This is a genomic window from Collinsella sp. LCP19S3_F2, from assembly GCF_052121015.1.
Classification (GTDB): domain Bacteria; phylum Actinomycetota; class Coriobacteriia; order Coriobacteriales; family Coriobacteriaceae; genus Collinsella.
Map to the genome: position 1 here is coordinate 1 of NZ_JBQKFA010000015.1, position 22,410 is coordinate 22,410.

At 61.4% G+C, this 22,410-nt stretch carries 17 protein-coding genes and 1 other RNA gene; 16 read left to right on the forward strand and 2 right to left on the reverse strand.

The annotated features are described in order from the left end of the window. Positions 1-453: 453 nt before the first annotated feature. The 6 genes from ACTQX9_RS09080 to ligA all read left to right on the forward strand — a co-directional run bounded on the left by ACTQX9_RS09080 (position 454) and on the right by ligA (position 8,824). Entirely contained in the window at positions 454-1,146 is a 693-nt protein-coding gene (locus tag ACTQX9_RS09080; protein ID WP_427719797.1) for a GntR family transcriptional regulator, read from the forward strand. Between the two features lie 124 nt (positions 1,147-1,270). Next, positions 1,271-2,293, forward strand: coding sequence for a LacI family DNA-binding transcriptional regulator (locus tag ACTQX9_RS09085; protein ID WP_441541300.1), 1,023 nt, complete (start codon positions 1,271-1,273; stop codon positions 2,291-2,293). Between the two features lie 134 nt (positions 2,294-2,427). After that, the gene (locus ACTQX9_RS09090) at positions 2,428-3,765 is read left to right on the forward strand and encodes a glutamine synthetase family protein (protein ID WP_427795045.1); all 1,338 of its coding nucleotides are present in this window, start codon (positions 2,428-2,430) and stop codon (positions 3,763-3,765) included. 50 nt (positions 3,766-3,815) lie between these two features. Then, positions 3,816-4,478 carry a response regulator transcription factor gene (locus ACTQX9_RS09095; protein ID WP_427728642.1) on the forward strand — a complete coding sequence of 221 codons (663 nt, stop codon included), beginning with the start codon at positions 3,816-3,818 and terminating at the stop codon, positions 4,476-4,478. Between the two features lie 208 nt (positions 4,479-4,686). Further along, complete coding sequence (locus ACTQX9_RS09100) at positions 4,687-6,147, forward strand: S1C family serine protease (RefSeq protein WP_441016383.1); 1,461 nt, start codon at positions 4,687-4,689, stop codon at positions 6,145-6,147. Positions 6,148-6,595: 448 nt separating this feature from the next. Further along, positions 6,596-8,824, forward strand: coding sequence for an NAD-dependent DNA ligase LigA (ligA, locus tag ACTQX9_RS09105; RefSeq protein WP_441541303.1), 2,229 nt, complete (start codon positions 6,596-6,598; stop codon positions 8,822-8,824). Between the two features lie 155 nt (positions 8,825-8,979). Here ligA and ACTQX9_RS09110 read toward each other — a convergent pair whose 3' ends face one another. Then, positions 8,980-10,326: an MATE family efflux transporter gene (locus ACTQX9_RS09110; RefSeq protein ID WP_441541305.1), complete on the reverse strand. Its 1,347-nt coding sequence runs from the start codon at positions 10,324-10,326 to the stop codon at positions 8,980-8,982. 208 nt (positions 10,327-10,534) lie between these two features. Between ACTQX9_RS09110 and moaA the strand changes: the two genes are divergently transcribed. The 9 genes from moaA (at position 10,535) to ACTQX9_RS09155 (ending at position 20,936) form a co-directional block, all read left to right on the forward strand. Then, positions 10,535-11,590, forward strand: a complete 1,056-nt coding sequence (gene moaA, locus ACTQX9_RS09115) for a GTP 3',8-cyclase MoaA (RefSeq protein ID WP_441042511.1) — start codon at positions 10,535-10,537, stop codon at positions 11,588-11,590. 4 nt (positions 11,591-11,594) lie between these two features. Next, positions 11,595-12,899 carry a molybdopterin-guanine dinucleotide biosynthesis protein B gene (gene mobB / locus ACTQX9_RS09120; RefSeq protein ID WP_154518584.1) on the forward strand — a complete coding sequence of 435 codons (1,305 nt, stop codon included), beginning with the start codon at positions 11,595-11,597 and terminating at the stop codon, positions 12,897-12,899. 265 nt (positions 12,900-13,164) lie between these two features. Next, positions 13,165-14,451 (forward strand): MFS transporter, encoded by a 1,287-nt coding sequence (locus tag ACTQX9_RS09125; protein WP_441042510.1) that lies wholly within the window; start codon positions 13,165-13,167, stop codon positions 14,449-14,451. A gap of 293 nt (positions 14,452-14,744) precedes the next feature. Then, the gene (locus ACTQX9_RS09130) at positions 14,745-15,056 is read left to right on the forward strand and encodes an Asp-tRNA(Asn)/Glu-tRNA(Gln) amidotransferase subunit GatC (RefSeq protein ID WP_138339680.1); all 312 of its coding nucleotides are present in this window, start codon (positions 14,745-14,747) and stop codon (positions 15,054-15,056) included. Further along, positions 15,056-16,570 carry an Asp-tRNA(Asn)/Glu-tRNA(Gln) amidotransferase subunit GatA gene (gene gatA / locus ACTQX9_RS09135; RefSeq protein WP_441042509.1) on the forward strand — a complete coding sequence of 505 codons (1,515 nt, stop codon included), beginning with the start codon at positions 15,056-15,058 and terminating at the stop codon, positions 16,568-16,570. The genes ACTQX9_RS09130 and gatA overlap by 1 nt, the downstream gene beginning before the upstream one ends. Next, complete coding sequence (gene gatB / locus ACTQX9_RS09140; RefSeq protein ID WP_441042508.1) at positions 16,570-18,246, forward strand: Asp-tRNA(Asn)/Glu-tRNA(Gln) amidotransferase subunit GatB; 1,677 nt, start codon at positions 16,570-16,572, stop codon at positions 18,244-18,246. Before gatA ends, gatB begins: the two co-directional genes overlap by 1 nt. 932 nt (positions 18,247-19,178) lie before the next feature. After that, positions 19,179-19,925 (forward strand): HAD-IC family P-type ATPase, encoded by a 747-nt coding sequence (locus ACTQX9_RS09145; RefSeq protein WP_441541309.1) that lies wholly within the window; start codon positions 19,179-19,181, stop codon positions 19,923-19,925. A 145-nt stretch (positions 19,926-20,070) separates the two neighbouring features. Beyond that, a complete protein-coding gene (locus tag ACTQX9_RS09150) occupies positions 20,071-20,424 on the forward strand; it encodes a hypothetical protein (RefSeq protein ID WP_441541311.1) in 354 nt (117 codons plus the stop codon). Further along, a complete protein-coding gene (locus ACTQX9_RS09155; protein ID WP_441541313.1) occupies positions 20,421-20,936 on the forward strand; it encodes a type II toxin-antitoxin system VapC family toxin in 516 nt (171 codons plus the stop codon). The genes ACTQX9_RS09150 and ACTQX9_RS09155 overlap by 4 nt, the downstream gene beginning before the upstream one ends. A 59-nt stretch (positions 20,937-20,995) precedes the next feature. Here ACTQX9_RS09155 and ACTQX9_RS09160 read toward each other — a convergent pair whose 3' ends face one another. Continuing rightward, positions 20,996-21,430 (reverse strand): hypothetical protein, encoded by a 435-nt coding sequence (locus tag ACTQX9_RS09160; protein ID WP_441042550.1) that lies wholly within the window; start codon positions 21,428-21,430, stop codon positions 20,996-20,998. A 239-nt stretch (positions 21,431-21,669) separates the two neighbouring features. On the opposite strand from ACTQX9_RS09160, the gene ssrA reads away from it, so the two are divergent. Beyond that, positions 21,670-22,033: a transfer-messenger RNA gene (gene ssrA / locus ACTQX9_RS09165) on the forward strand. Positions 22,034-22,410 lie beyond the last annotated feature (377 nt).

Below are 22,410 nucleotides of genomic sequence, written 5' to 3' on the forward strand. Positions count from 1 at the left end.
GCGCCCCCGGTCCCCGGGGCGCGGCCCTCTTGCTTAAACTGCTCAATTTTTCGTGCTCACGGTGCTCATTTCCCAGTGATCACTCGGACCACTTCTTAGTGAACATCAACAGCCCCCGGTGGCAACACCCCCCGGGCCCTCTACGGGGCAGGGGCAGACGGCCATCCGGAGGCGCCCGATCGGCGGCCCCTCGGGGCTTGCCCGTATCGTAGGCAATGCGCCGAATGCTCGCCATCGAAATTTATCGATGGCCTATTTCAGACTGTAATGGGGCGTCTCTGCGCCATCCGATAGCAAAACAGCGGTGGTGTCCCGGGTTTCGGGATGCCGCCGCTTGCTCTTGTGATCCTAGCGACGTGAGCGCGCCCTATTTCACCGCAACTGAGGGAATGGGGGATGCGATAGTATTACGTGGTGATATTCGGCAAACCGTGGGCTTCATCCGAGGGCTTTATGGAACAGCACCAGCATAATCAAAGCTTGCAAGATCAGGCATACAATGCACTGCGCTCCAAGATCATCTATGCCGAGCTCAAGCCCGGCACGCGCCTTTCGGCGATTGGTCTGGAAAAGGAGACGGGAATCGGGCGTACGCCCATTCGCGAGTCCTTTGTGCGCCTGCGTGAGCAGGAGCTGGTGGAAACGCGTCCCAAAAGCGGCACCTACGTCTCTAAGATCAGCATGGAGCGCGCCGAGAACGCCTGTTTCTTGCGCGAGAAACTCGAGCGAAGCGTACTCATTAAATGCTGCTCGGTCGCCACGCCCGAGCAAAAGCATCGGCTCGATCAGATTCTTGCCGAGTCCGAGTCGCTCGACCATGGCGAAACGCGTCGTTTCTTTGACCTGGACAACCTGTTCCATGAGACGTGTTTTGAGATTGCCGGCCGTCACATGTTGTGGGATTGGATGAAGAGCGTCAATACGCATTTTGAGCGATACAACTGGTTGCGTATGGTGTCGCAGGATCTAGATTGGGAGCCGATTCGTCGGCAGCATCGCCGGATTCTCGAGGCCATTAAGAGGGGCGATACCGACGCGGCGAGCTATCTGGCAGAGACACACCTGCACCTGATGCCCGAAGAGCAAGGTCCGGTTATCGCCTTACATCCCGATTATTTTGAGCTGTCCAAAGACTCGGCTATCTAGCCCATTATCGCATCTGCTCGAGACGCAAAAACGATGCTGCTCACCTACAGCGTTTTGCAACCGAGAATTTTAAAAAATGCCTAAAATGGCTCAGACTGCCGACAATGGGGAAACGGGGTGCGCTATGGCGCAGATGAGAATCAAGGACATTGCCGTCGAGGCGGGTGTGAGCCCGGCCACGGTCTCGCGCTATCTCAATAACCGCCCCGGGCAAATGACCGAGGAAACCCGTGCTCGCATTGCGGAGGTTATCGAGCGTACCGGCTATCGCCCACGTGCCGCCGCGCGCAATCTGCGCAGCTCGCGTACCAACCTCATCGGCGTGATCTTGGCCGACATCGCCAACCCGTTCTCCAGCGCCATGCTCGAGGGCCTTTCCGCCAGCGCCGCCGCGCGCGGCTGCTCGCTCATGACAGCCATTAGCGGCAACGATCCCGCCAAGGAGGCCGAGTCGCTCACCAGGCTTATCGACGCTGGCGTGGACGGCCTGGTCGTCAATACCTGCGGTGGTAACGACGAGGCGATCGTCGCGGCAGCGGGACGCCTGCCCGTTGTGCTGCTCGACCGCGACGTTGCCGATGGCGGTGTCGATCTGGTGACATCTAACAACCGTGAGCTGGTCGCCGGCTTGGTAGACACCTTGACCGCCGCTGGCAGCGAGTGCCTGTGCCTGCTCACCGAAGCAAGCGACGACAGCTCCGTCCGTCGCGAGCGCGACGAGGCCTTTACCGACGAGCTTTCGCGCCGCGGCCTTGCCGGCGAGGTTATCACCTTGGCCGATGGCGGCGCCACGGGCGTCGGCCGCCTAGACGAGACCATCCGCGGCTATGCAGGAAAAGAGCTCGGCCTCATTGCCGTCAACGGCCTGGTTTTCCTGAGCCTGACCGAGGCGCTGGCGCAGCTTGGTCCCTCGCTGCCGGCGGGGCTCAAGATCGCGACGTTTGACGACTGTCCCTGGAACCATGTGCTCTTTGGCGGAGTCACCACGGCCGCGCAGGACACCCTCACCATCGCCGAGCGCGTGGTCGATCGCCTCTCCGAGCGTATCGACGTTGTTACCACCACCGTGGGCGATGCCGCAAAGCTGGCGCCTAAACGCATCGAGGTTCCCGGCCACATCGAACACCGCGCTTCGACCTCGCGCTAGCCGCTCGTTCGTAACTGCCTGTTCGCGCACGTTTTTTGGGCGCTTGATACGCTTTAACCCTGCGGAAACATTTTTCTGCGATAGTATCTGCGATATAGACCAGTCGAAACCCGCCCGAAAGAAAGGGGAGCGACATGAACCAGCAGAACATCGATTACGTACTCCGTTCCGTAGAGCAGCGTGACATCCGCTTTGTGCGTCTGTGGTTTGTCGACATTCTCGGCCGCCTCAAGAACTTTGCCATTAGTCCCGAAGACCTCGAGGTCGCTTTCGAGGAGGGTATTGGCTTTGACGGCTCCGCCATCGAGGGCTTTGCCACGCCCGAGGAAGCCGACATGCTCGCGTTCCCTGACGCCTCGACCTTCCAGATCCTGCCGTGGCGCCCGAGCCATAACGGCGTCGCCCGCGTGTTCTGCGATGTGTGCACTCCCGATCGCAAGCCGTTTGCCGGCGACCCGCGCGACGCCCTGCGCCGCATGTTCTATAAGGCCGAGAAGGCCGGCTACCTGCTCAACGTGGGTGCCGCGCTGGAGTATTACTACTTCCCCGACGAGCACACCCCCGAGCCGCTCGACAACGTGGGCTACTTCGACCTTTCGGTGAGCGATGCCGCTCGCGACCTGCGCCGCAATACGGTGCTCACGCTCGAGAAGATGTCCGTGCCCGTGGAGTACACCTTCCACGCCGCCGGCCGCTCGCAGCACGGCATTAGCTTGCGTCACGCCGAGGCCCTGAGCATGTCTGACGCCATCACCACGGCCAAACTCATCATTAAGCAGCAGGCCTACGAGAGCGGTTGCCACGCCTCCTTTATGCCCAAGCCGCTGGCGGGCGAGGACGGCAGCGCCATGTTTTTGCATCAGTCGCTGTTCGACCACGACGGCAACAACGTCTTTTGGGGCGAGGACGACGAGAAGTACCACCTCTCCGATATCGCCAAGCACTATATGGCCGGCATTCTGGCACACGCGCGCGAGATCAGCGCCATCACCAACCCCACGGTCAACTCGTACAAGCGCATCACCACGGGCGGCGACTCCGTGCCACAGTACGCTACGTGGGGCCTGCGCAACCGCGCGAGCATGGTCCGCATCCCGGTCTACAAGCCCGGCAAGCAGCTGTCCACGCGCATCGAGCTTCGCAGCCCCGATCCCATGGCCAATCCGTACCTGGTCAACGCCGTCACGCTGGCGGCTGGTCTGGACGGCATCGAGCGCAAGCTGGAACTCCCGCCCGAGGCAACGGCCGAGACGCTCAAGCTTACCGACCGTCAGATGGTCGAGGCCGGCTATACGCCGCTGCCGCGCTCGCTCAAAGAGGCGCTCGACGTGTTTGAGGACTCGCAGTTTATGAAGGATGCCCTCGGCGAGCACATCCACAGCTTCTTCCTCAAAAAGAAGCGCGACGAATGGCATAAGTTTGAGTCCACGATTACCGAGTGGGAGATCAAGCACTACCTGGCGAACTCCTAATCGCGCCGGCTTGTTCCAGTACGATTGAGCTCATTTCCTTGGAGGCCGATATGTCCGAAAAGAGTGCCCTGTTCATGGCGCGCACGACGCGCTTCCACGAGTTTGCCCGCAGCTTGACGACCACCCTGGGTGTCGAGGTGAGCCTGGCAACCCCCGATTCGCCGACTGCGGCGCACGATTTTGACCTGCTGATCCTCGATTCCGATGGCATCCGCAGCGACCGCATCGATCAGATTGCCAAATGGCTCGACGACCGCGGCGGCGTTCCCATGTTGGTAATCGTCGACGACGAGGCGCTCGGCACCCTGCGCCTGCCCAATCACGCGCATGCCGACTTTGTATGCCCCACGGCGACACCCAACGAGCTTAAGGCTCGTGCGCAGCGCCTGATGGGCGAGGAGGAGACCATCACCGCCGACGATGTGCTCAACATCGATAACCTCGAGATTAACCTGGCTACCTACCAGGTGACACTCGACGACGAGCCCATCGACCTGACGCTGATGGAGTACTCGCTGCTGAGCTTTTTGGCGACGCACCCCAACCGCGCCTACAGCCGCGAAGTGCTGCTGCACCGCGTGTGGGGCTTTGAGTACTGCGGCGGCACGCGCACCGTCGACGTGCACATCCGACGCATCCGCTCCAAGGTGGGCCCGCAGATCGCGGCGCACATTACCACCGTCCGCGGCGTGGGCTATCTGTTTAAGGACTAGCTTTTCACCGCAAAGGGGGCAGGCGCCTTCGTGGTGGTTTTGCCGCATGCGTGGATCCCTTTCGAGTTTGCAGCAGAACTTAAGCATTCCTTAAAGATTGCGTTCTCATACACGTTCGCCCGCATATTGGGGTACAACTCAACGTGAACAATGATGGCCCGCCACATGTTTGGCGGGCCTTTGGTTATTAGACGAAAGGATCGCAGTCATGAGCGAGAACGATTCCCAGCGTCCCCAGGATGCGGGCAACGCTGGCGAGACCCAGCAGCAGCCGCGCGTGCAGGTGGAGTCGACGCCTGCCGACGGCAACATTCCCTACGTGCAGGCCTACGACACACAGACCGGCCAGCCGCTGGGCGGTCAGCAGGTTGTAAACAAGCACACGGTGGTCAAGACCAGGACCAAAAAGCTGCCGATCTTTATTACGGCGCTCGCCGGCTGCGCCTGCGGCGCCCTGCTGGTCATCGCGCTCATTATGAGTGGCACGCTCAACATTGGCGGCGGAAAGAATGTCGTGACGGCGGGTGCTTCGGGTTCATCGACGCAAAAGATTACGATCGACTCCGAGGACACCACGCTTGCCGAGGCCGTTTCTGCCAAGGCCCTGCCCTCCGTCGTTTCCATCACCGCCACTTCGAGCGGTAGCCAGAATGGCTCGCTTTCGCAGTCTGCCGACGAGTCGGATGGTTCGGGCAGCGTCGGTTCGGGCGTGGTGCTCGATACCGAGGGCCACATCCTCACCAACAACCATGTGGTCGATGGTTACGATCAGTACGTGGTTACCATGGACGACGGTACCACCTACGAGGCCGAGTTCGTGGGCAACGACGCCTCGAGCGACCTCGCCGTCATTAAGCTCAAGGATGCTGACGCCTCCAAGCTCACGCCGATCGAGATTGGTGATTCCTCCAAGCTCAACGTGGGCGAGTGGGTTATGGCGATCGGCTCGCCGTTCGGCAACGAGCAATCTGTCTCCACGGGCATTGTGTCGGCGCTGTATCGCTCCACGGCTATGAGTTCTACCAGCGGCAACACCATCTACGCCAACATGATCCAGACCGATGCCGCCATCAACCCGGGCAACTCCGGCGGCGCGCTCGTTAACGACAATGGCGAACTCGTGGGTATTAACTCTCTTATCGAGAGCTACTCGGGCTCCAGCTCGGGCGTGGGCTTTGCCATTCCGGTCAACTATGCCAAGAACATCGCCGACCAGATCATCGACGGCAAGACGCCGGTTCATCCGTACCTGGGCGCCACGCTTTCGAGCGTCAACGCGCTCAACGCCCGCACTAACAATCTCGGCACCGATAGCGGCGCGTATGTGGCAAGTGTCGTCGAGGACGGTCCTGCCGCCAAGGCTGGCATCCAAGAGGGCGACGTCATCACCAAGCTGGGTGACGATGAGATTACGAGCGCCGATGGCCTGATTATCGCGCTGCGCAGCCACGAGGTGGGCGAGAAGGTCGAGATCACGCTCGTGCGCGGCAAGGAAGAGAAAAAGGTCACGGTCGAGCTGGGTTCTGATGAGGAGCTGCAGAACCAGCAGCAGAACGACAGCGCGACCGACACCGGCAACGGCGGCATTACCGACGAGCAACTGCGCCAGTACCTGGAAGAACTGCTGGGCCAACAGGGTCAGGGGCAAGGCTACGGTCAGGGTTTCTAACGAGCTGTATCGCACATATCGAAGCCAGAGGGGCTGTTCCGCCAGCGCGGGACAGCCCCTCTTCTCTTATTGATCCGTTGGGGACGGAGGAAAACGGATCATTTAGAAATGGCAAGGGCATGGTTCGGAAGGGCTTGGACAGTTAGTTCAGATTTGTATAAAACGGGTGCGGTCTGAGGCGTGTTTTGAGCGGTTTTGAAATGAAAGACGGGCCGAGATGGGTGTCTCGAAGACGGAAGCAAACCTAATTTGCCGTCCAGAACGATTGATTGGGGCGAAAAGCCGGTATTTCAGCTCGATTCGGCGCGCGTAATTATACAAATCTGAACTAACTGTCCAACCCTGGTCCGGTCGCTGCCAATTCGGTGCGGTTTGAGACTGCTATTCGGCCCCATTGAGACCGGTGGTACTCTAGTATCCGTTTGAAATCGAGCGAAGGAGTGCCGCTATGGAGCAATCGAGCCTGTTTGGTGACGGCGTGGACATCGATACCGAAACGCCAGCGAGCACGGATACCGCTGCGCCGGCCGATACCCGTGCCCAGGCGGCAGCGCGCGCGGCTGAGTTGCGCCACGAGCTCGATTACCATGCTTACCGCTACTACATGCTCGATGCGCCCGAGATCACGGACGCTGCCTTTGACAAAATGCTCGTTGAGCTGCAGGAAATCGAGGCTACCTACCCTGACCTGGTGACGCCCGACAGCTATACCCAGCGCGTGGGCGGCTACGTGAGCGAGCAGTTTACGCCGGTCACGCACATGGCGCGCATGTATTCCATGGACGATGCCATGGATCTGGACGAGCTCGACGCTTGGCTCCAGCGCACCGAGGATGCGCTCGGTGCCGGTAGCGTCACCTATACCTGTGAGCTTAAGATCGACGGTCTGGGCGTCGCGCTTACCTACCAAAACGGCACCTTCGTACGCGCCGCCACGCGCGGTGACGGCACCACGGGCGAGGACGTATCGCTCAACGTGCGCACTATCAAGGATGTGCCCATGCACCTATCCGAGCCGGCGCTCGCCCATATGGGCACCGACCGCGAGCGCACCATCGAGGTACGCGGCGAGGTCTATATGCCCAAGGGCAGCTTTGTTCGCCTGAATGAAGAGGCCGATGCCGAGGGCCGCGACCCCTTCGCCAACCCGCGCAACGCCGCTGCCGGATCCTTGCGTCAGAAGGATCCCAAGGTCACGGCGCGCCGCGACCTGGCCACCTTTATCTATGCCATCGCCGATACCGATCCGCTGCACGTCCACAGCCAGCGCGAGTTTCTGGACTGGTTGCGTAGCGCCGGCTTTAGCGTCAACCCCAACGTGGCTCGTTGTGCCACGCCGGCCGAGGTCCACGAGTTCTGTGCCCAGGCGCTCGAGCACCGCGGCGACTTGGATTACGACATCGACGGCGTGGTCGTAAAGGTTGACAGCTTCCAGCAGCAGCTCGACCTGGGCTTTACCGCTCGCGCACCACGCTGGGCCATTGCCTTTAAGTTTCCGCCCGAGGAAAAGCAGACCATCCTGCGCGAAATTCGCATCCAGGTGGGCCGCACCGGTGTGCTCACGCCGGTCGCCGAGTTCGACCCGGTGACGGTTGCCGGCTCCACCATCGCGCGCGCCACGTTGCACAACATCGACGAGATCCGCCGCAAAAACGTGCGCGAGGGCGATACCATCATCGTGCACAAGGCGGGCGACGTTATCCCCGAGGTCGTGGGTCCGGTGCTCGACAAGCGCCCGGCCGATTCGGTCGACTGGCAGATGCCCGAGGTCTGCCCCGTGTGCGGTAGCCCCGTGGTCCACGAGGATGGCGAGGTGGCTTACCGCTGCGTGTCCATCGACTGCCCCGCACAGCTCAAGGAGCGCCTGCTCCACTGGGTGAGCCGCGGCTGCATGGACGTCGATGGCCTAGGCGACGAGATCGTCGACAAGATGATCGCCGCCGGGCTGATTCACGACGTCGCAGACTTCTACCAGCTCACGGTCGACGACATCGCCGGCCTGGACACGGGGCGCACCTATGCCAGCTCCAACAGCAGAAAGGGCGTTAAGAAGGGCGACCCCATTCCGGTAGGCCTCAAGACGGCCGAGAAAATCATCGCCGAGCTCAACAAGTCCAAGAGTCAGCCGCTCGGTCGCGTGCTGTTTGCCCTGGGCATCCGTCACGTGGGCAAGAGCGTGGGCGAGGTCATCGCCGAGCGATTCCTGTCGATTGACAAGCTTATCTTGGCGAGCGAAGAGGATATTGCCGAGTGCGAGGGCATCGGCCCCAAGATTGCGGCGAGCGTCAAGCAGTTCCTGGCCGTGCCCGAGAACCTTGCCGTCCTGGAACGTCTGCGCCAGGCGGGCCTTTCGCTCGAGGTCGATTTGGGCGCCGCGCACGCGCAAGCCGCAGCCGACGCTGGCGTGGCAGGCGAGCTCGCCGACGCACAGCCGCTCGCGGGTCTGACCTTCGTGCTCACCGGCACGCTCGTCAACCGCACGCGCGACGAGGCGGGCGCGGCGCTCAAGGTGCTCGGCGCCAAGGTTTCGGGCAGCGTGTCAAAGAAGACGAGCTATCTGGTTGCCGGTCCCAAAGCGGGTTCCAAGCTTACCAAGGCCGAGCAGCTGGGCGTACCCGTGCTGGACGAGGACGCACTCGAGCAGATCTTGGCTACCGGTGAGGTGCCCCAGGCTTAAGGCATCAATAGTCAAATTGAAGAACCGCCCGAAAGCGCGATGCCTTCCGGGCGGTTCTTACTTTGTTGGGGAAACCGGCATCGTGATCTGCGTCACGTAGGTCGCGGGGTCGTCGCTGATGATGTCGTCAATGAGGGAGATTTCGCATTGCCCCGCTACGCTGCTAACTTGTCAAAAGCCCCGCGCCGGTTGAGCACGGTAAACGCGACAACACAGATGACTGCCGACAGAATCGACCCGCACGGCGAGGCGATGCCCATGGGAAACAGCGTGTCGGAATAGGCGTTCGACAGCAGCCACGCGCCCGGCACGCGAATGAGTGCCACGGCCAGCACGTTGTGCGCAAAGCCGATGTAGCTCTTGCCGTATGCAGCGAAAAAGCCGCTAAAGCAAATGTGGATGCCGGCAAAAATCGCGTCGAAAATATAGCTGCGCATATAGCCGGTGCCGGCAGCGACTACTGCAGCGTCCTTGGCAAAAAAGCCAATAAACGCCGGCGCCACCAGCCACATCAGCACCGTGGTCAGGCAGCCGTACACCACCGAGATGGTCATGGCGTCTTTGAGCACCTGACGCGCACGGTCGCCCTTGCCCGCGCCGGCGTTTTGCGCCGTGAGTGCGCTGACGGTGGCGCCCATGGAACTCGGTACAATGAACAAAAAGCTGATCATCTTTTCGACCAGGCCCACGGCGGCGGCGTCGACGAGCCCTCGGTGGTTGGCGATGACGGTGATAAACATAAACGCCACCTGGATGCAGCCGTCCTGCACGGCCACGGGCACGCCGATCTTAAGGATGCTGCCGAGCACCTCGGGCTGGGGACGCAGGTCGCTACGCTTAACGTGGATGTTCGTACGGCGGCTCTTAAGCCACACGAGCGCGAGGGCAACGCTTGCCGTCTGGGCGGTTACCGTGCCGAGTGCCGCACCCACGGGGCCGAGCCCCAAGTGGCCGATAAACAGAAAATCGAGCGCGATGTTGATGATGCACGCCACGCCGATCACGTACATGGGCGAGCGCGAATCGCCTAGGCCGCGAAAAATGGCCGAGAGGATGTTGTATGCGGCGATAAACGGAATGCCGACAAAGCAGATGCGCAGGTAGGCGGCGGTTCCTTCGACTGCCTCGGCTGGCGTGCCAATAAGTGCCACGATCTGCGGGCACAGTGCGAGCAGGATGGCTGCCAGCACTACCGAGACACCCATAAACAGCGTGATGGTGTTGCCGATGACGGTCTCGGCGCGATCGAAGCGGCGCGAGCCCACGGCGTGGCCGACGATAACCGTCGTTCCCATGGCCAGACCCACGAGCGTCACGGTAATGATATAGAGCGTCTGCGCGCCATTGCCCACGGCGGTGATGCCGGCGGCACCGCTAAACTGCCCCATCATGTACAGGTCGGCCATGCCGTAGAGCATCTGCAAAAAGTACGAGAGCATATAGGGCAGGGCAAAGACCGCGATGGTCTTAAGGACATTGCCGCGTGTGAGGTCGTGTTCCATAGGTGGGGCTTTCTGGCTGGGTCTGTTTACGTACCAGTGTAGTGAAAACCCTACAACGATTATAGAGTCAAGGTTTGCGTGTTGAGGATGGGCTTGGGAAGCCGGCCTTGTTCGAAGCGACCTCTCCTGTCGTACGGGTGTCGGCATGATTCTCTCGTGGGGTATTATGTTTTTCGAAGAATAAAACGCCGCGTGAGGGGAGGGCTGCGTGGACGGGCACGTGCAGCATGACGGTTTTGGCCGCGATATCAACTACCTGCGCATTGCCGTTACCGACAAGTGCAATTTCCGCTGCATTTACTGCATGCCGGCCGATGGCGTGGCGCCCCGTGCACACGACGAGTTACTCAGCGCCGAGGAAATCGCCCGCTTTGTGCGCTTGGTGGCGGGGGAGGGCATTCGCCGCGTGCGCCTGACGGGCGGCGAGCCGCTGGTCAGCCGCCGTATTATTCCGCTTATTCGCGACATCCGCGCGATCCCTCAGATCGAGGACATCTCGCTCACCACCAACGGCGCCCTGCTGCCCAAGCTGGCGCCGCAGCTCAAAGATGCCGGGCTTAACCGCGTCAACATCTCGCTCGACACGCTCGACCCTACGCTCTTTGGAAAGATCACGCGCCTGGGTCGGCTCGAGCAGACCATGGCCGGCATCGACGCGGCGCTGGCTTGGGGCTTTGAGCCCGTTAAGGTCAACTGCGTTGTTGTGCGCCGGCTCAACCAGGATGTGGCGGCCCTCGCGCGGCTCACGCTCGACCGTCCCATCCACCTGCGCTTTATCGAATATATGCCCATCGGCGACGAGCGCACGAGCTCGCATTGCGCTGTGGACCCGCATGCGCCCGCGCTCAATCCCGAGCTGTGGGACGCGAGCGATACCGTGCCGAGTGACGAGCTGCGGGCGCGCATCAATGCCGGGGCCACCGCGAGGGGACTGGGCGAGCTCGAGCCGCTCGACATCAACGATGCTCCTGCCGGCGCGGGCCCTGCGCGCTATTGGCGCTTTCCGGGCGCGGCGGGAACGGTTGGCTTTATTAGCGCCATGTCCAACCATTTTTGTGCGAATTGCAACCGTCTGCGCCTGACGGCCGATGGCAACGTGCGTCCATGCCTGTTTAGCGATGCCGAGTATTCGGTGCGCGACGCCCTGCGCCGTGGTGATGATATGCAGGTACTTTCGATTTGGCGCGATGCCGTGGCCCACAAACCGCAGGAACACGCGATAATTGAGGGCACGCAACGATTTATGTCCCAAATCGGAGGATGATCATATGGCCAAGAGCAGGTACGCCGACGCCACCAAGGCCGCTCGCAGGGCCGCGATGTCTGCCCACAAAGTCACGGCCGCGGCGAATGCTGGCAACGCCGACGCGTCCGCGCAGCCGACTTCCAGCGCGGCCACCGAACCCGCCCGTGACGCACGTCGCAACGAGCTGACGCACGTGGACGCCAAGGGCGAGGTGCGCATGGTCGATGTGTCCGACAAGGCCGAGACCCATCGCATCGCCATCGCCGAGGGCACCATCCTCATGCATCCCGAGACACAGGCCATGGTGCTGCAGGACCGCGCCAAAAAGGGCGACGTGCTTGCCTGCGCGCGCGTGGCGGGCATCATGGCCATCAAACGCACGAGCGACATCATTCCCATGTGCCATCCGTTGCTCATTACCAAGAGCAAGTGCGACATTGCGCCCATCGCTCCGGCGGGGACGCCGGCCGAGGACGTGCCCGAGGGCTGGGCACCGGCGCGCGCGGACGGGCAGGTTGGCTTTCACGTACTGGTTACGGCCGGCGTGACGGGCAAGACGGGTATCGAGATGGAGGCCCTGACCGGCGCGAGTGCCGCGTGCCTAACGATCTATGACATGTGCAAGGCGGTTGATCGCGGTATGGAGATCGTCGACGTGCGCCTGTTGCACAAGGAGGGCGGCCGCTCGGGCGTATGGGACCGCGCAGAGCGTCAGGCTGCTGCTGTTGAGGCCGTGGCCACTGACGGTGCCGCACCCGCGAGCGCACCCGTCGCCGTCGCGCCCGCAGCTCCGACACCGGCCGTCCCCGCGATCGCGTTTATCGGCTACCAAAACTCGGGCAAGACCACGCTCGTCGAGAAGGTTATCGCCGAGCTCACCCGTCGCGGCCTGCGCGTGGGTTCGCTCAAGCATCACGGGCACCACGGCTTTGATATCGACGTGCCCGCTAAGGATACCTGGCGCCATCACCAAGCCGGATCCAAGCACGTGGGCCTCATCTGCGCCACGCGCTGGGCGGAGTACGCCGACACGCGCGAGGGGGACGAGATGCCCGCGCGCGAGCTGCTGTCGCGTTACAACGATGTCGACGTGGTGATCATCGAGGGCTACAAGACCGAGGGCTTCGACAACATCGTGGTCGCGCGCTCCGGTGTCGACCGTCTGCGTGGCAAGAGCTCGCTCGACCTGGTCGACGGCCGCACGCTGGCCCTTGCCTGCAACGAAGCCCTGGCACGTCAGGCCTTCGACGCAGGCTTTGCGACCCGAGCCATCAACATCAACGACGCCCGCGCCATCTGCGACCTTATCCAAGACCATCTGGCCTAAAACCTGCCAAAAAGGGACAGGCTTATTTTGGCAGGTTCTATCTGGGCAAACGTCATTTCCACCACAAAGGGTCCAGGCATCTTTGTGGTGGTTTTTGCTTTGGTAGATTTTTGTGACATGCCTTACAATCTACCAAGTAGTTCATGACGGGCGAAAAACGGAGAGAAGGGTCCTGATGCGTCCTTAATGTTTCATGCGGATAGATTGATTTGACAGACGGCGGCGAATGTCCACCGCCCGTATTCGTATGAAACGAGGAGTCTCTGTGCTCGTATCTCTTCTCTCAAAACCTCACCCTTCGTTGTCCGCGCAGGCTAAGCACCTGGTGGCAATGCGCTTCCTCATATATACCGGCTTTCAGACCAGCTACTTCATCGGCGTCATCGGAACGCTCACCTATGCAGACGATGCCTCGGTCGTTGCGACATCGCTGGCCGTCCTGTTTATGAACGTCTTCGTGATCCTGGGATCCTTTGCGGGTGGAGCGGCGCTTGACGCTTGGGGTCCGTGCCGGCATTTCCGGGCGAGTATCTTCGGCACGTTGGCAACCGGCGCGGCAATCCTCGCCTGTGGCAGCGCGACCGGAACAGTCCTTGCCGGCGCGGTGCTCCTGGGCTTTGTGATAGGATTCGCCCAGCCCGTCGCCACGTCCTATCCGGCGTATCTCACCGACGACCCCGTCGAGCTCAAAGACATCAACTCCGCCATCACCATGTCCTCCAACGTGAGCATTATCGTCGGCCCCACACTGGGCGGCTTTGTCGCGGCGGCTGCATCGTCACACGCGGTGTTTTTGCTCATGATGATCTTTACCGTACTGGCGCTCGTCGCCGGTTGGGGCTTTAGGCCGCAAGCAGGTCGCGTCGCCGCGCGCGAAAGTGCTCCCGCGGATAGCAGCACAACGGCAAGTACTGCCAATCAAAGCTCCGACTCCAATAAATCCACCCGCGTCACCTTCGTGACCAGCATCAAGACAGTCTTTACCAACAGCGTCCTCGCCCTGCTGTTCTGCATTATTTTCCTTTCGAACTTTGGCTATGGCGCCTTCGATCCACTGGAGTCATTCTTCTACCGTGATGTTCTGCATGTCGGTGTCGAGTGGATGGGCTGGCTCTCGTCTGCCTGCGGCGTGGGCGCGGTGCTGGGCGCCGTGGTCGCGCTCCGCTTGCCGCCGTACCTGGTCAACCTTAAGACGCTGCTTGTGGCGCTTCTGTCCGTGGGCCTGGGAAGCCTGCTCTACGTGGGAACGCCGTACGTGGGCGTAGCCCTTGTCGGCCAGATTGCCCTGGGCGTGGCCTGGGGCGTCGTCAACCCGCTCCACAACACGATCGTGCAAACGACGGCCCCGCTCGAACAGCTCGGTCGCGTCAACTCGGTCATGGGCTTTGGCAACATGTTCGCCGGCGTGGCGCCGCTGGCGATTGCCCCGTGGCTGGCGGCGACGTTTGGCGTGCAGCAGACGCTCATCGGGGCGGGTATGGTCGTGACGGCGGTTCCCGCGGCACTGCTGCTGTTTGGACGCTGGCATTTGGATTGTGCCGCAAAGCAGTAAAAACCATCACAACATTCGATGAAAATCGCGATTTTGCCGAATAACGTCGAATGTTGTGATGGTTTGCGCCCCGGGTCATGCCATCCTGCGGATCTGGCCGCCACAAAGGGGGCAGGCACCTTTGTGGCGGTTTTTGCTATGGACGGTGCGGTTTCGCTGCAGAACCGCCGGCCCGCCGCCTGCCAACCGCCGCCCTCGTTACGTTTTCGCTGCATTTGGGTAAAGCGCCTGCTCCAAGCCGGCGTTGCCTTGTATACTAGAGCGGTTTAACTGTTATGCGGAAGGGAGCGCCTATGGCACTCAGCGAGAAAGACGTGCGCGGTATCGCCGAGTACGCAAAGATCGCACTGACCGATGACGAGCTCGCCCAGATGACGTCCTACATGAACGATGCCGTCCAGATGCTCGAGCCCGTCTTGCAATATGACTTGCCCGACGTGGAGCCCACGTTCCATCCCATCGGAAGCCTGTCCAACGTGATGGGCGATGACCTGCGCGAGCCCGAGCGCGATCTGCCGCTCGACGTCGCGCTCGAAAACGCAGGCAGCGCGCGCGAGCGCTACTTCCGCGTGCCGTCCATTTTGGGAGAGGGGGAGAGCGAGTAATGGCGCAGAGCTTCGATTCCCTTACCGCCGCCCAGATCGCCGCAGGCGTTGCCGCCGGCGACTTTACCGCTACCGAGGTGGCCCAGGCCTCCCTTGCCGCCATCGAGGCGCGCGAGGGCGGGGTCCAGGCATTCCTGCAGGTGGCGCCCGAGCTTGCGCTCGAGGCCGCCGCGCGCGTGGATGCCGATCGTGCCGCAGGCAAGCCACTGCCCCCGCTCGCGGGCGTGCCGCTGGCCATCAAGGACAACATGAACCTTGTGGGCACGCGCACCACCTGCGCTTCCCGCATGCTCGAGAACTACCAGAGCGTCTACACCGCCACCTGCGTCCAGCGCATGCTCGATGCCGGCTGCCTGCCCATGGGTAAGGCCAACATGGACGAGTTTGCCTTTGGCAGCTCCACCGAGAGCTCGGCGTTCCACCGCACCAACAACCCCTGGGATACCGAGCGCGTGCCCGGCGGCTCCTCGGGCGGCTCCGCTGCCGCCGTCGCCGCGGGCGAGGTCGCGCTCTCGCTGGGCTCGGACACCGGCGGCTCCATTCGCCAGCCGGCGTCGCTGTGCGGCGTGGTGGGCTTTAAGCCCACGTATGGCGCCGTGAGCCGTTACGGCGTGGTCGCCTTTGGCTCGTCGCTCGACCAGGTGGGCCCCTTCGGCCGCACGGTCGAGGATGTCGCGCTGGCCATGAACGCGCTTACCGGCGCGGGCCACGATCCCTACGACTGCACCAGCCAGGATTGCGCCGTCGACTTTACCGAGCATCTCAACGATAGCATCGAGGGTAAGCGCGTGGGTATCATCCCCGCGTTTATGGAGGCCGAGGGCCTGACGTGCGAGGTCAAGGCCGCTGTTCAGCGCGCCGCCCAGGAGCTGCAGAACCAGGGCGCCGAGCTGGTCGAGGTCGACCTGCCGCACCTGGATGCCGCCATCGCCGCCTACTACGTCATCGGCCCGGCCGAGGCGTTCTCCAACCTGGCCCGCTTCGACGGTATTCGCTACGGCTATCAGGAGGAGGGCTGCGCCAACCTGTCCGACCAGAGCTCGCTGTCGCGCGCCCACGGCTTTGGCGCCGAGGCCAAGCGCCGTCAGATGCTCGGCGCCTACCTGCTGAGCTCGGGCGTGTACGACAAGTATTACTACGCTGCGCAAAAGGCCCGCACGCTCATCACGCAGGACTACGACACCGCGTATGCCAAGGTGGACACCATCCTCATGCCCGCCTCGCCGCGCACGGCCTTTAAGTTTGGCGAGATCAGCGACCCCACGCAGATGTACCTCTCCGACCTGTACACCATCTCGCTCAACATTTGCGGCAACGGTGGTATCTCGGTGCCGCTGGGCTTGGGCGAGGATACTCAGCTGCCCGTTTCTGCCCAGCTGGTGGGTCCGGCGTTTAAGGACCGTCAGCTGCTCACGTTTGCCCGCGCCCTGGAGCGCGGCTTTGCCGATGCCGCCACGGGTGCGCCCGTGCTTTCCGTCGCACCCGATTTTGCCGGGAAGGGAGGCGAGCTGTAATGAAGGAGCTTTCCGAGGTCCTGCAGGATTGGGAGGCCGTGATCGGCCTGGAGATTCATACCGAGCTCACCGCACTCGATACCAAGATGTTCTGCAACTGCAAGCTCAGCCACGATGACGAGCCCAACGCCAACGTGTGTCCGGTGTGCTTGGGCCTGCCCGGCGCCCTGCCGGTGCCCAACAAGCGCGCCATCGAGAGCATCGTTAAGGCCGGCCTCGCCACCAACTGCGAGATCCAGCGCCACTCGATGTTCTACCGCAAGCACTACTTCTATCCCGATATGGCCAAGAACTTCCAGACCACGCAGGGTCCAGTCGCCTTTGCCATGTACGGTCACCTGGACCTGGACGTGACTGGTCGCGGCGCGGCAGAGCGCCCCGATTGCGCGTTTGGCGAGGCCGAGGCCCAGAGCCTGGCGAGCGCCTCGGCCAACGCCGAGGGCCTGTCCACGTCCATGACGTCGACCATGCGCGAGGGCAACCAGCGCGCCGGCCATCTGGCCAGCTATGACGCGTCCAACCTGCAGATGCCCGAGCGTCGCGAGGACGGTTCCTACACGGTGCCCATCCGCATCCTGCGCATCCACATGGAGGAGGACGCTGCCAAGATGGTGCACGTGGGCGGTGCCGAGGGCCGCATTACCGCCGCTGCCGAGTCGCTCGTCGACTACAACCGCTGCGGCACGCCTTTGATTGAGCTCGTCACCGAGCCCGACTTGCGTACGCCTGAGGAGGCTCGCCTGTTTATGGAAAAGCTCCGTCGCATTTTTGTGACGCTGGGCATTTCGGACTGCTCCATGGAGAAGGGCTCCATGCGCTGCGACGGCAATGTGTCGCTGCGCCGCCGCGGCGAGACCAAGCTGGGCACCAAAACCGAGCTCAAGAACCTCAACTCGTTTAAGAGCCTGCACGACGGCCTTGCCTACGAGATTTGCCGCCAGGCCGAGGTGCTCGAGGAGGGCGGCATTATCTATCAGGAGACCCGCCACTGGGAGCCCAGCCGCAAGCGCACCGTGGTCATGCGTGTGAAGGAGACGGCCGACGACTATCGTCTGTTCCCCGACCCCGACTTGGCGCCGTTCGATCTGGACGACGAGTTCATCGATCGCTGCCGAGGTGAGATTCCCGAGCTGCCCGATGCCAAGCGCGCCCGTTTTGAGGCCGATTTTGGCATTAAGGCGGCCGATGCCGAGCAAATCGCCGGTGACCCGGAGTTTGCCGAGTTCTTTGAGGCCTCCGCTGCCGGTATGGCTGGCAAGGAGGCCCAGACGGTTGCAAACTTGCTGGTGAACGAGATGATCGCCTACCTTAAGGGCGCGGGCGTGTCGCTCGCCGAGTCCGGCATCGCGCCGGCTCAGGTGGCAGCGCTTGCCAAGCTGCTGGCGACCGATGCCATCAGCTCCAACCAGGCTCACGAGGTCTTTGAGGCCATGGCCCAGACCGGCGACGACCCCAACAAGATCGTCGACGAGCGCGGTATGCGTCAGGTGAGCGATGCCGGCGCGCTGCAGCCGATTGTGGACGAGGTGCTGGCAAACTGTGCCGAGCAGGCACAGCAGTATCGTGACGGCAACCAGAAGGTCATCGGCTTTTTGGTGGGCCAGTGCATGAAGGCGAGTCGCGGCAAGGGTAACCCAAAGCTCTTCAACGAGTTGCTGAGAACCTCGCTCTCGTAAGCGGGAACCGAGGGGCCGGGCGCAGGGCCTTGCCTCTCAATTTCGGACAGTCCTGACTCACGACGGAGGCGCCACTGGCGCCTCCTGTTCGTGCGGAACTCATTGAGAGGCAAGGCCCTGCGCCCGGCCCCTCGGTTCCGTGGCGACTCGGCCGTTCTGGTCAGTCGGGCTGAATGGAAATAGAGTGAATGGGCGCGCCGTTGGCGCGCCCATTGTTTTTGAAGGGAACTCATTTTGAGCAAGCGCCCGCCCTGCCGGGGCTCCCGGGTTCCGTGGCGACTCAGCCGTTCTGGTCAGTCGGGCTGAATGGAATTTGGTGAATGAGGGTGCCGTTGGCACCCTCATTTTTTTGTGGATGTGGCGCAGGGACGGTCTCTTGGTCACATTTTTGGGCTGTGGAAAGCGAAGCTTAATACTTTCCCGAGAAGTGAACGACCTTATTTGGACCTCTGAAGCATCGACACTATTTGGACGCTGTTTCCTGCGGTTTTGCCGAGTTTTCCCTGCGGTTTTGTTACTAAAAAATGCGGATGCTTCAGGGGCCCGATTTTGCTCGTTCACTTCTCGGGAAAAGTATTAGACCTCGATTTGCTGGGACGGGGGAGAGTCTTTCTTGGATGCCGGAGATGTACGTTGCGGCAGACGGATTGTCGAAAGTCGGCCGGCCTGCACCCTAAGATTTCCAGAAAGTTAACCATTTTTGACCTTAATAGTTAGTCCTTTTTAACTATTATCCAAAAGTGTACGCTAGTAAACTTATTCACTCGGGTGCTGAGGCACCGTGCCGTGTCCAATGCGGCAAAAGGGAGAAGCAACATGTAGAAGTCGACGTTTAACACCCTGCTTGTCGGTGGCGGTTTTCTGCTTGGTACGGCTGGCATCAAGCTGCTCGCCAGCGCTCCGGTAAAGAATGCCTGCGTGCAGGGCATTGCGTGCGGCATGCTGCCGTCGAGTACATCGTGGCGCACGGCATCGCTTCGTCCATCGAAGGGCGTCGCGCCATCATCGGTTCCGCCCACTTTGTATTTGAGGATGAGGGCGCGCAGCTCGAGTCCGACATTAAGGAGCAAATCGAGCCTCAGATGCAGGGCCTGTCGCCGCTGTATTTGGCGGTCGATGGAAAGGTCGTCGGCGTGCTCGGCATCGAGGGCCCGCTCAAGCCTGGGGTCCGTGAGGTCATCGCCGACCTGCATGCTCTGGGCGTCAAGCATGTCGTTATGTTCACAGGCGATTCCGAGCGCACGGCCGAGCGCATTGCGCGAGAGGCAGGGGTCGACGAGTTTAAGGCCGAGCTGCTGCCCGAGGACAAGTACGCGTATGTGGAGCGTATTAAGGGCGAGGAGCGCCACGTTGCCATGGTGGGCGACGGCGTCAACGATTCGTCGGCGCTCGGTTTGGCCGACGTGGGGCTTGCAATGGGTGGCGGAAGCGACATCGCCAAGGAGGTCGCCGATATCATCCTGACCGATACGGATCTTGCTGCGATCGTGCGCCTGCGCCGTATGAGCCAGGGCCTCGTTGATCGTCTGACGAGCTCCTACTCTAAGGTGATGCACACCAACTCGGCGCTCTTGGCACTGGGCAGTACCGGCGCGATTGCCTCGCAGGCATCGTCGCTGCTGCACAACGGCTCGACGATCGCCTACAGCCTGAGCAACGCGAAGGCTTACCTGCGTTAGCAGACGTGTTTGCCCACGTTATCTGGCCTGCGCCCAGACGGCATCGGTGTCGTCCGGGCGCAGGCCTTTTGCATTTGACCCCAATTGATAGCGTCTCTATATAGTGTTGCTATCGAGGATAGCAATTGAAGGGAGCGAGATCGACGTGGGTGCTGCTAGCGGCATGGCGCAGGTGAACGTTTGCGTGGATCGCCAGGTCAAGAACCGTGCCGAGGAGGCGCTGTGGCTTTCGGGCGGGACACTGTCCGAGCTCATCAAAAAGGTGGTGGCCAAGGTAGCGCAGGGTGGCGGTTCGCGCGAAGAGGTGTTGTCGGCCGTTGACGACCAACCGCCTAGTGCTGGTGGCACCTCGCCGTTTGTCGCATCATGGGCGGCGGTGGATCGGCTTTACGCGGACCTGGGCATCGATACATCATCTGCGTCTGATGACCGCAGCTGGGACACAGTCTATTCCGAAGCTATGGATGAGCATTATCGCCAAAAGGGGATGATCCTGTGAGTGGAGGCCCCCTTAAGATTATGGTGGACGCCAACGTATGGGTCGATTCGTTTTGCGCCGAGCATACCGAGTCGCTTGCCGCGTGCGCGTTTATTGGGCAGGCGACGGAGACGGGGGCGTTGCTGTTCTTTCCGGTGCATATCGCCAAGGACGTGCTGCACGTTGTCCAACACGAGCTGAAGCGTAGCGTTCTTGCCGGCGGGGGAGCGCTCGACGAGGCATCTGTCCGTGCAATTGGCGATGCGGCGTTGGCGTTTGTTCGGAACATGACCGAAAACGCCACGGCCGTGGGCGCTGATGCATCGGGCCTTTGGCTGGCCGACAAATACTTAGCGCTCCATCGCGATTACGAGGACAACTTGGTGCTCGCCGCGTGCAAGCGCGCGCAGATCGATTACTTGGTGACCAACAATCGCAAGCTGCTCGAACATGCCGATCTTGCAGCAAAGACCCCGCGCCAAATGATGCCGATTCTAGCTTTGGCCGAACGTGGTGGCGCGGCTATCGGTTAACGCGAACTGTTTGCGTGGCCTTCGGAACGTCGGCGCTCAGAAGGCCACGCATCCTTTAATTACAAAAGCGCTGCCTTGATGACGGGAGCTTCGACGAGCTTCTCGGCGGCCTTTTCGTCGGAATCGTTTAGTGCTGCTAGACTGCGGTAGACCCACTCGTTGACCTGGGTGTTCTTGACGCCTGCGGTCTGCATAAGGGCGCCTACCTCGCGGATTGCTGCGAGCAGATCGGCTTTGGGACCCGCGAGCTCGACCTCGATGCCGTGGTAGGCGGCCACGCCGCGGTTCTCGCTCACGTGGTCGATAAAGCCCGCGACGGTCTCTAACTGCTGGGCGAGAGCTGCATCATCGTCAGCGTCCAGCGCAACAAGGGCGTTCGATACCGTGAGGGCGGGATGTCCACAGGGGACAAAGCCTTCGATGACATCCATGGCTTCGGTAATGGTTGAGCCCAGGCCTGCGAGGGCATTGACGAGTTGCTGCTTGGTATCCATAACGGTCCTTTCGACGGGTCAATTTTGCTTGGGGAAAATATACGTGACGCGTTCAGTGGCAAAAATGCGAAGTATGGTGCACATTAGGGTCTTCACAGCTCGTGCATAGAGCAGGTGTCTGCCTTTAGAACGTGGTAAGATAGCTATCCACGAGCGGGGTTTACCCCGCGTGTTCCTTGAAAAGTCGACGGTTATCGGGTGTTTGCAGGCCCGATACCATCCAGACTTTCCCAACATTCGGGGGCGACTGGTTTCGACACGATAGCTCTGAGAGAGGAAGCAAGCCGAGGTCTCCTCGCCTCGTTAAACAGGGGTACCGTCAAATTGAATTGACAACAACTCTTCTTTTGAGCCTATGGCTCTCGCTGCTTAGTTTATAGCGGCGCGTCAACCCGGTGATTTCCCCGACACCGGCGCGACGTCATGTTAGGGGAATGCTCCCGCGCACGTAATCGGTATGGCGCGGGCTAAGACCGAACCGGTTGGGATGCCGCGAGCGTGTCGCTGCGCGCAAAGCGTCCGAGACTAAACCAGCGACTGAGCTTGGAGATGCCAATCAGGGGGCTTTCGTGGACCGGAGTTCGATTCTCCGCGCCTCCACCAATAGTTACAGGCAGGTAGAGAAGTGTTTCTACCTGCTTTTTTTATTACATATAGATACCGCGGAGAATCGAACTCTATGCAGGGCGCGGGCGTAAAGAAAACGCGTAAGCGTTTTTAGCCCGCGGGCGAGGACGCCGGCAGGCGGCCGAAGCCGGTGCGGATTTGCGAAGCAAATACGCGGATTCTCCGCGCAAAGCCTCGACCCTATATAGATGCGATGCCGATCGGATGACAGTCGGCAACGCCCTGCGCCAGCGTCATCCCCGTACCGCGGAGAATCGAACTCTATGCAGGGCGCGGGCGTAAAGAAAACGCGTAAGCGTTTTTAGCCCGCGGGCGAGGACGCCGGCAGGCGGCCGAAGCCGGTGCGGATTTGC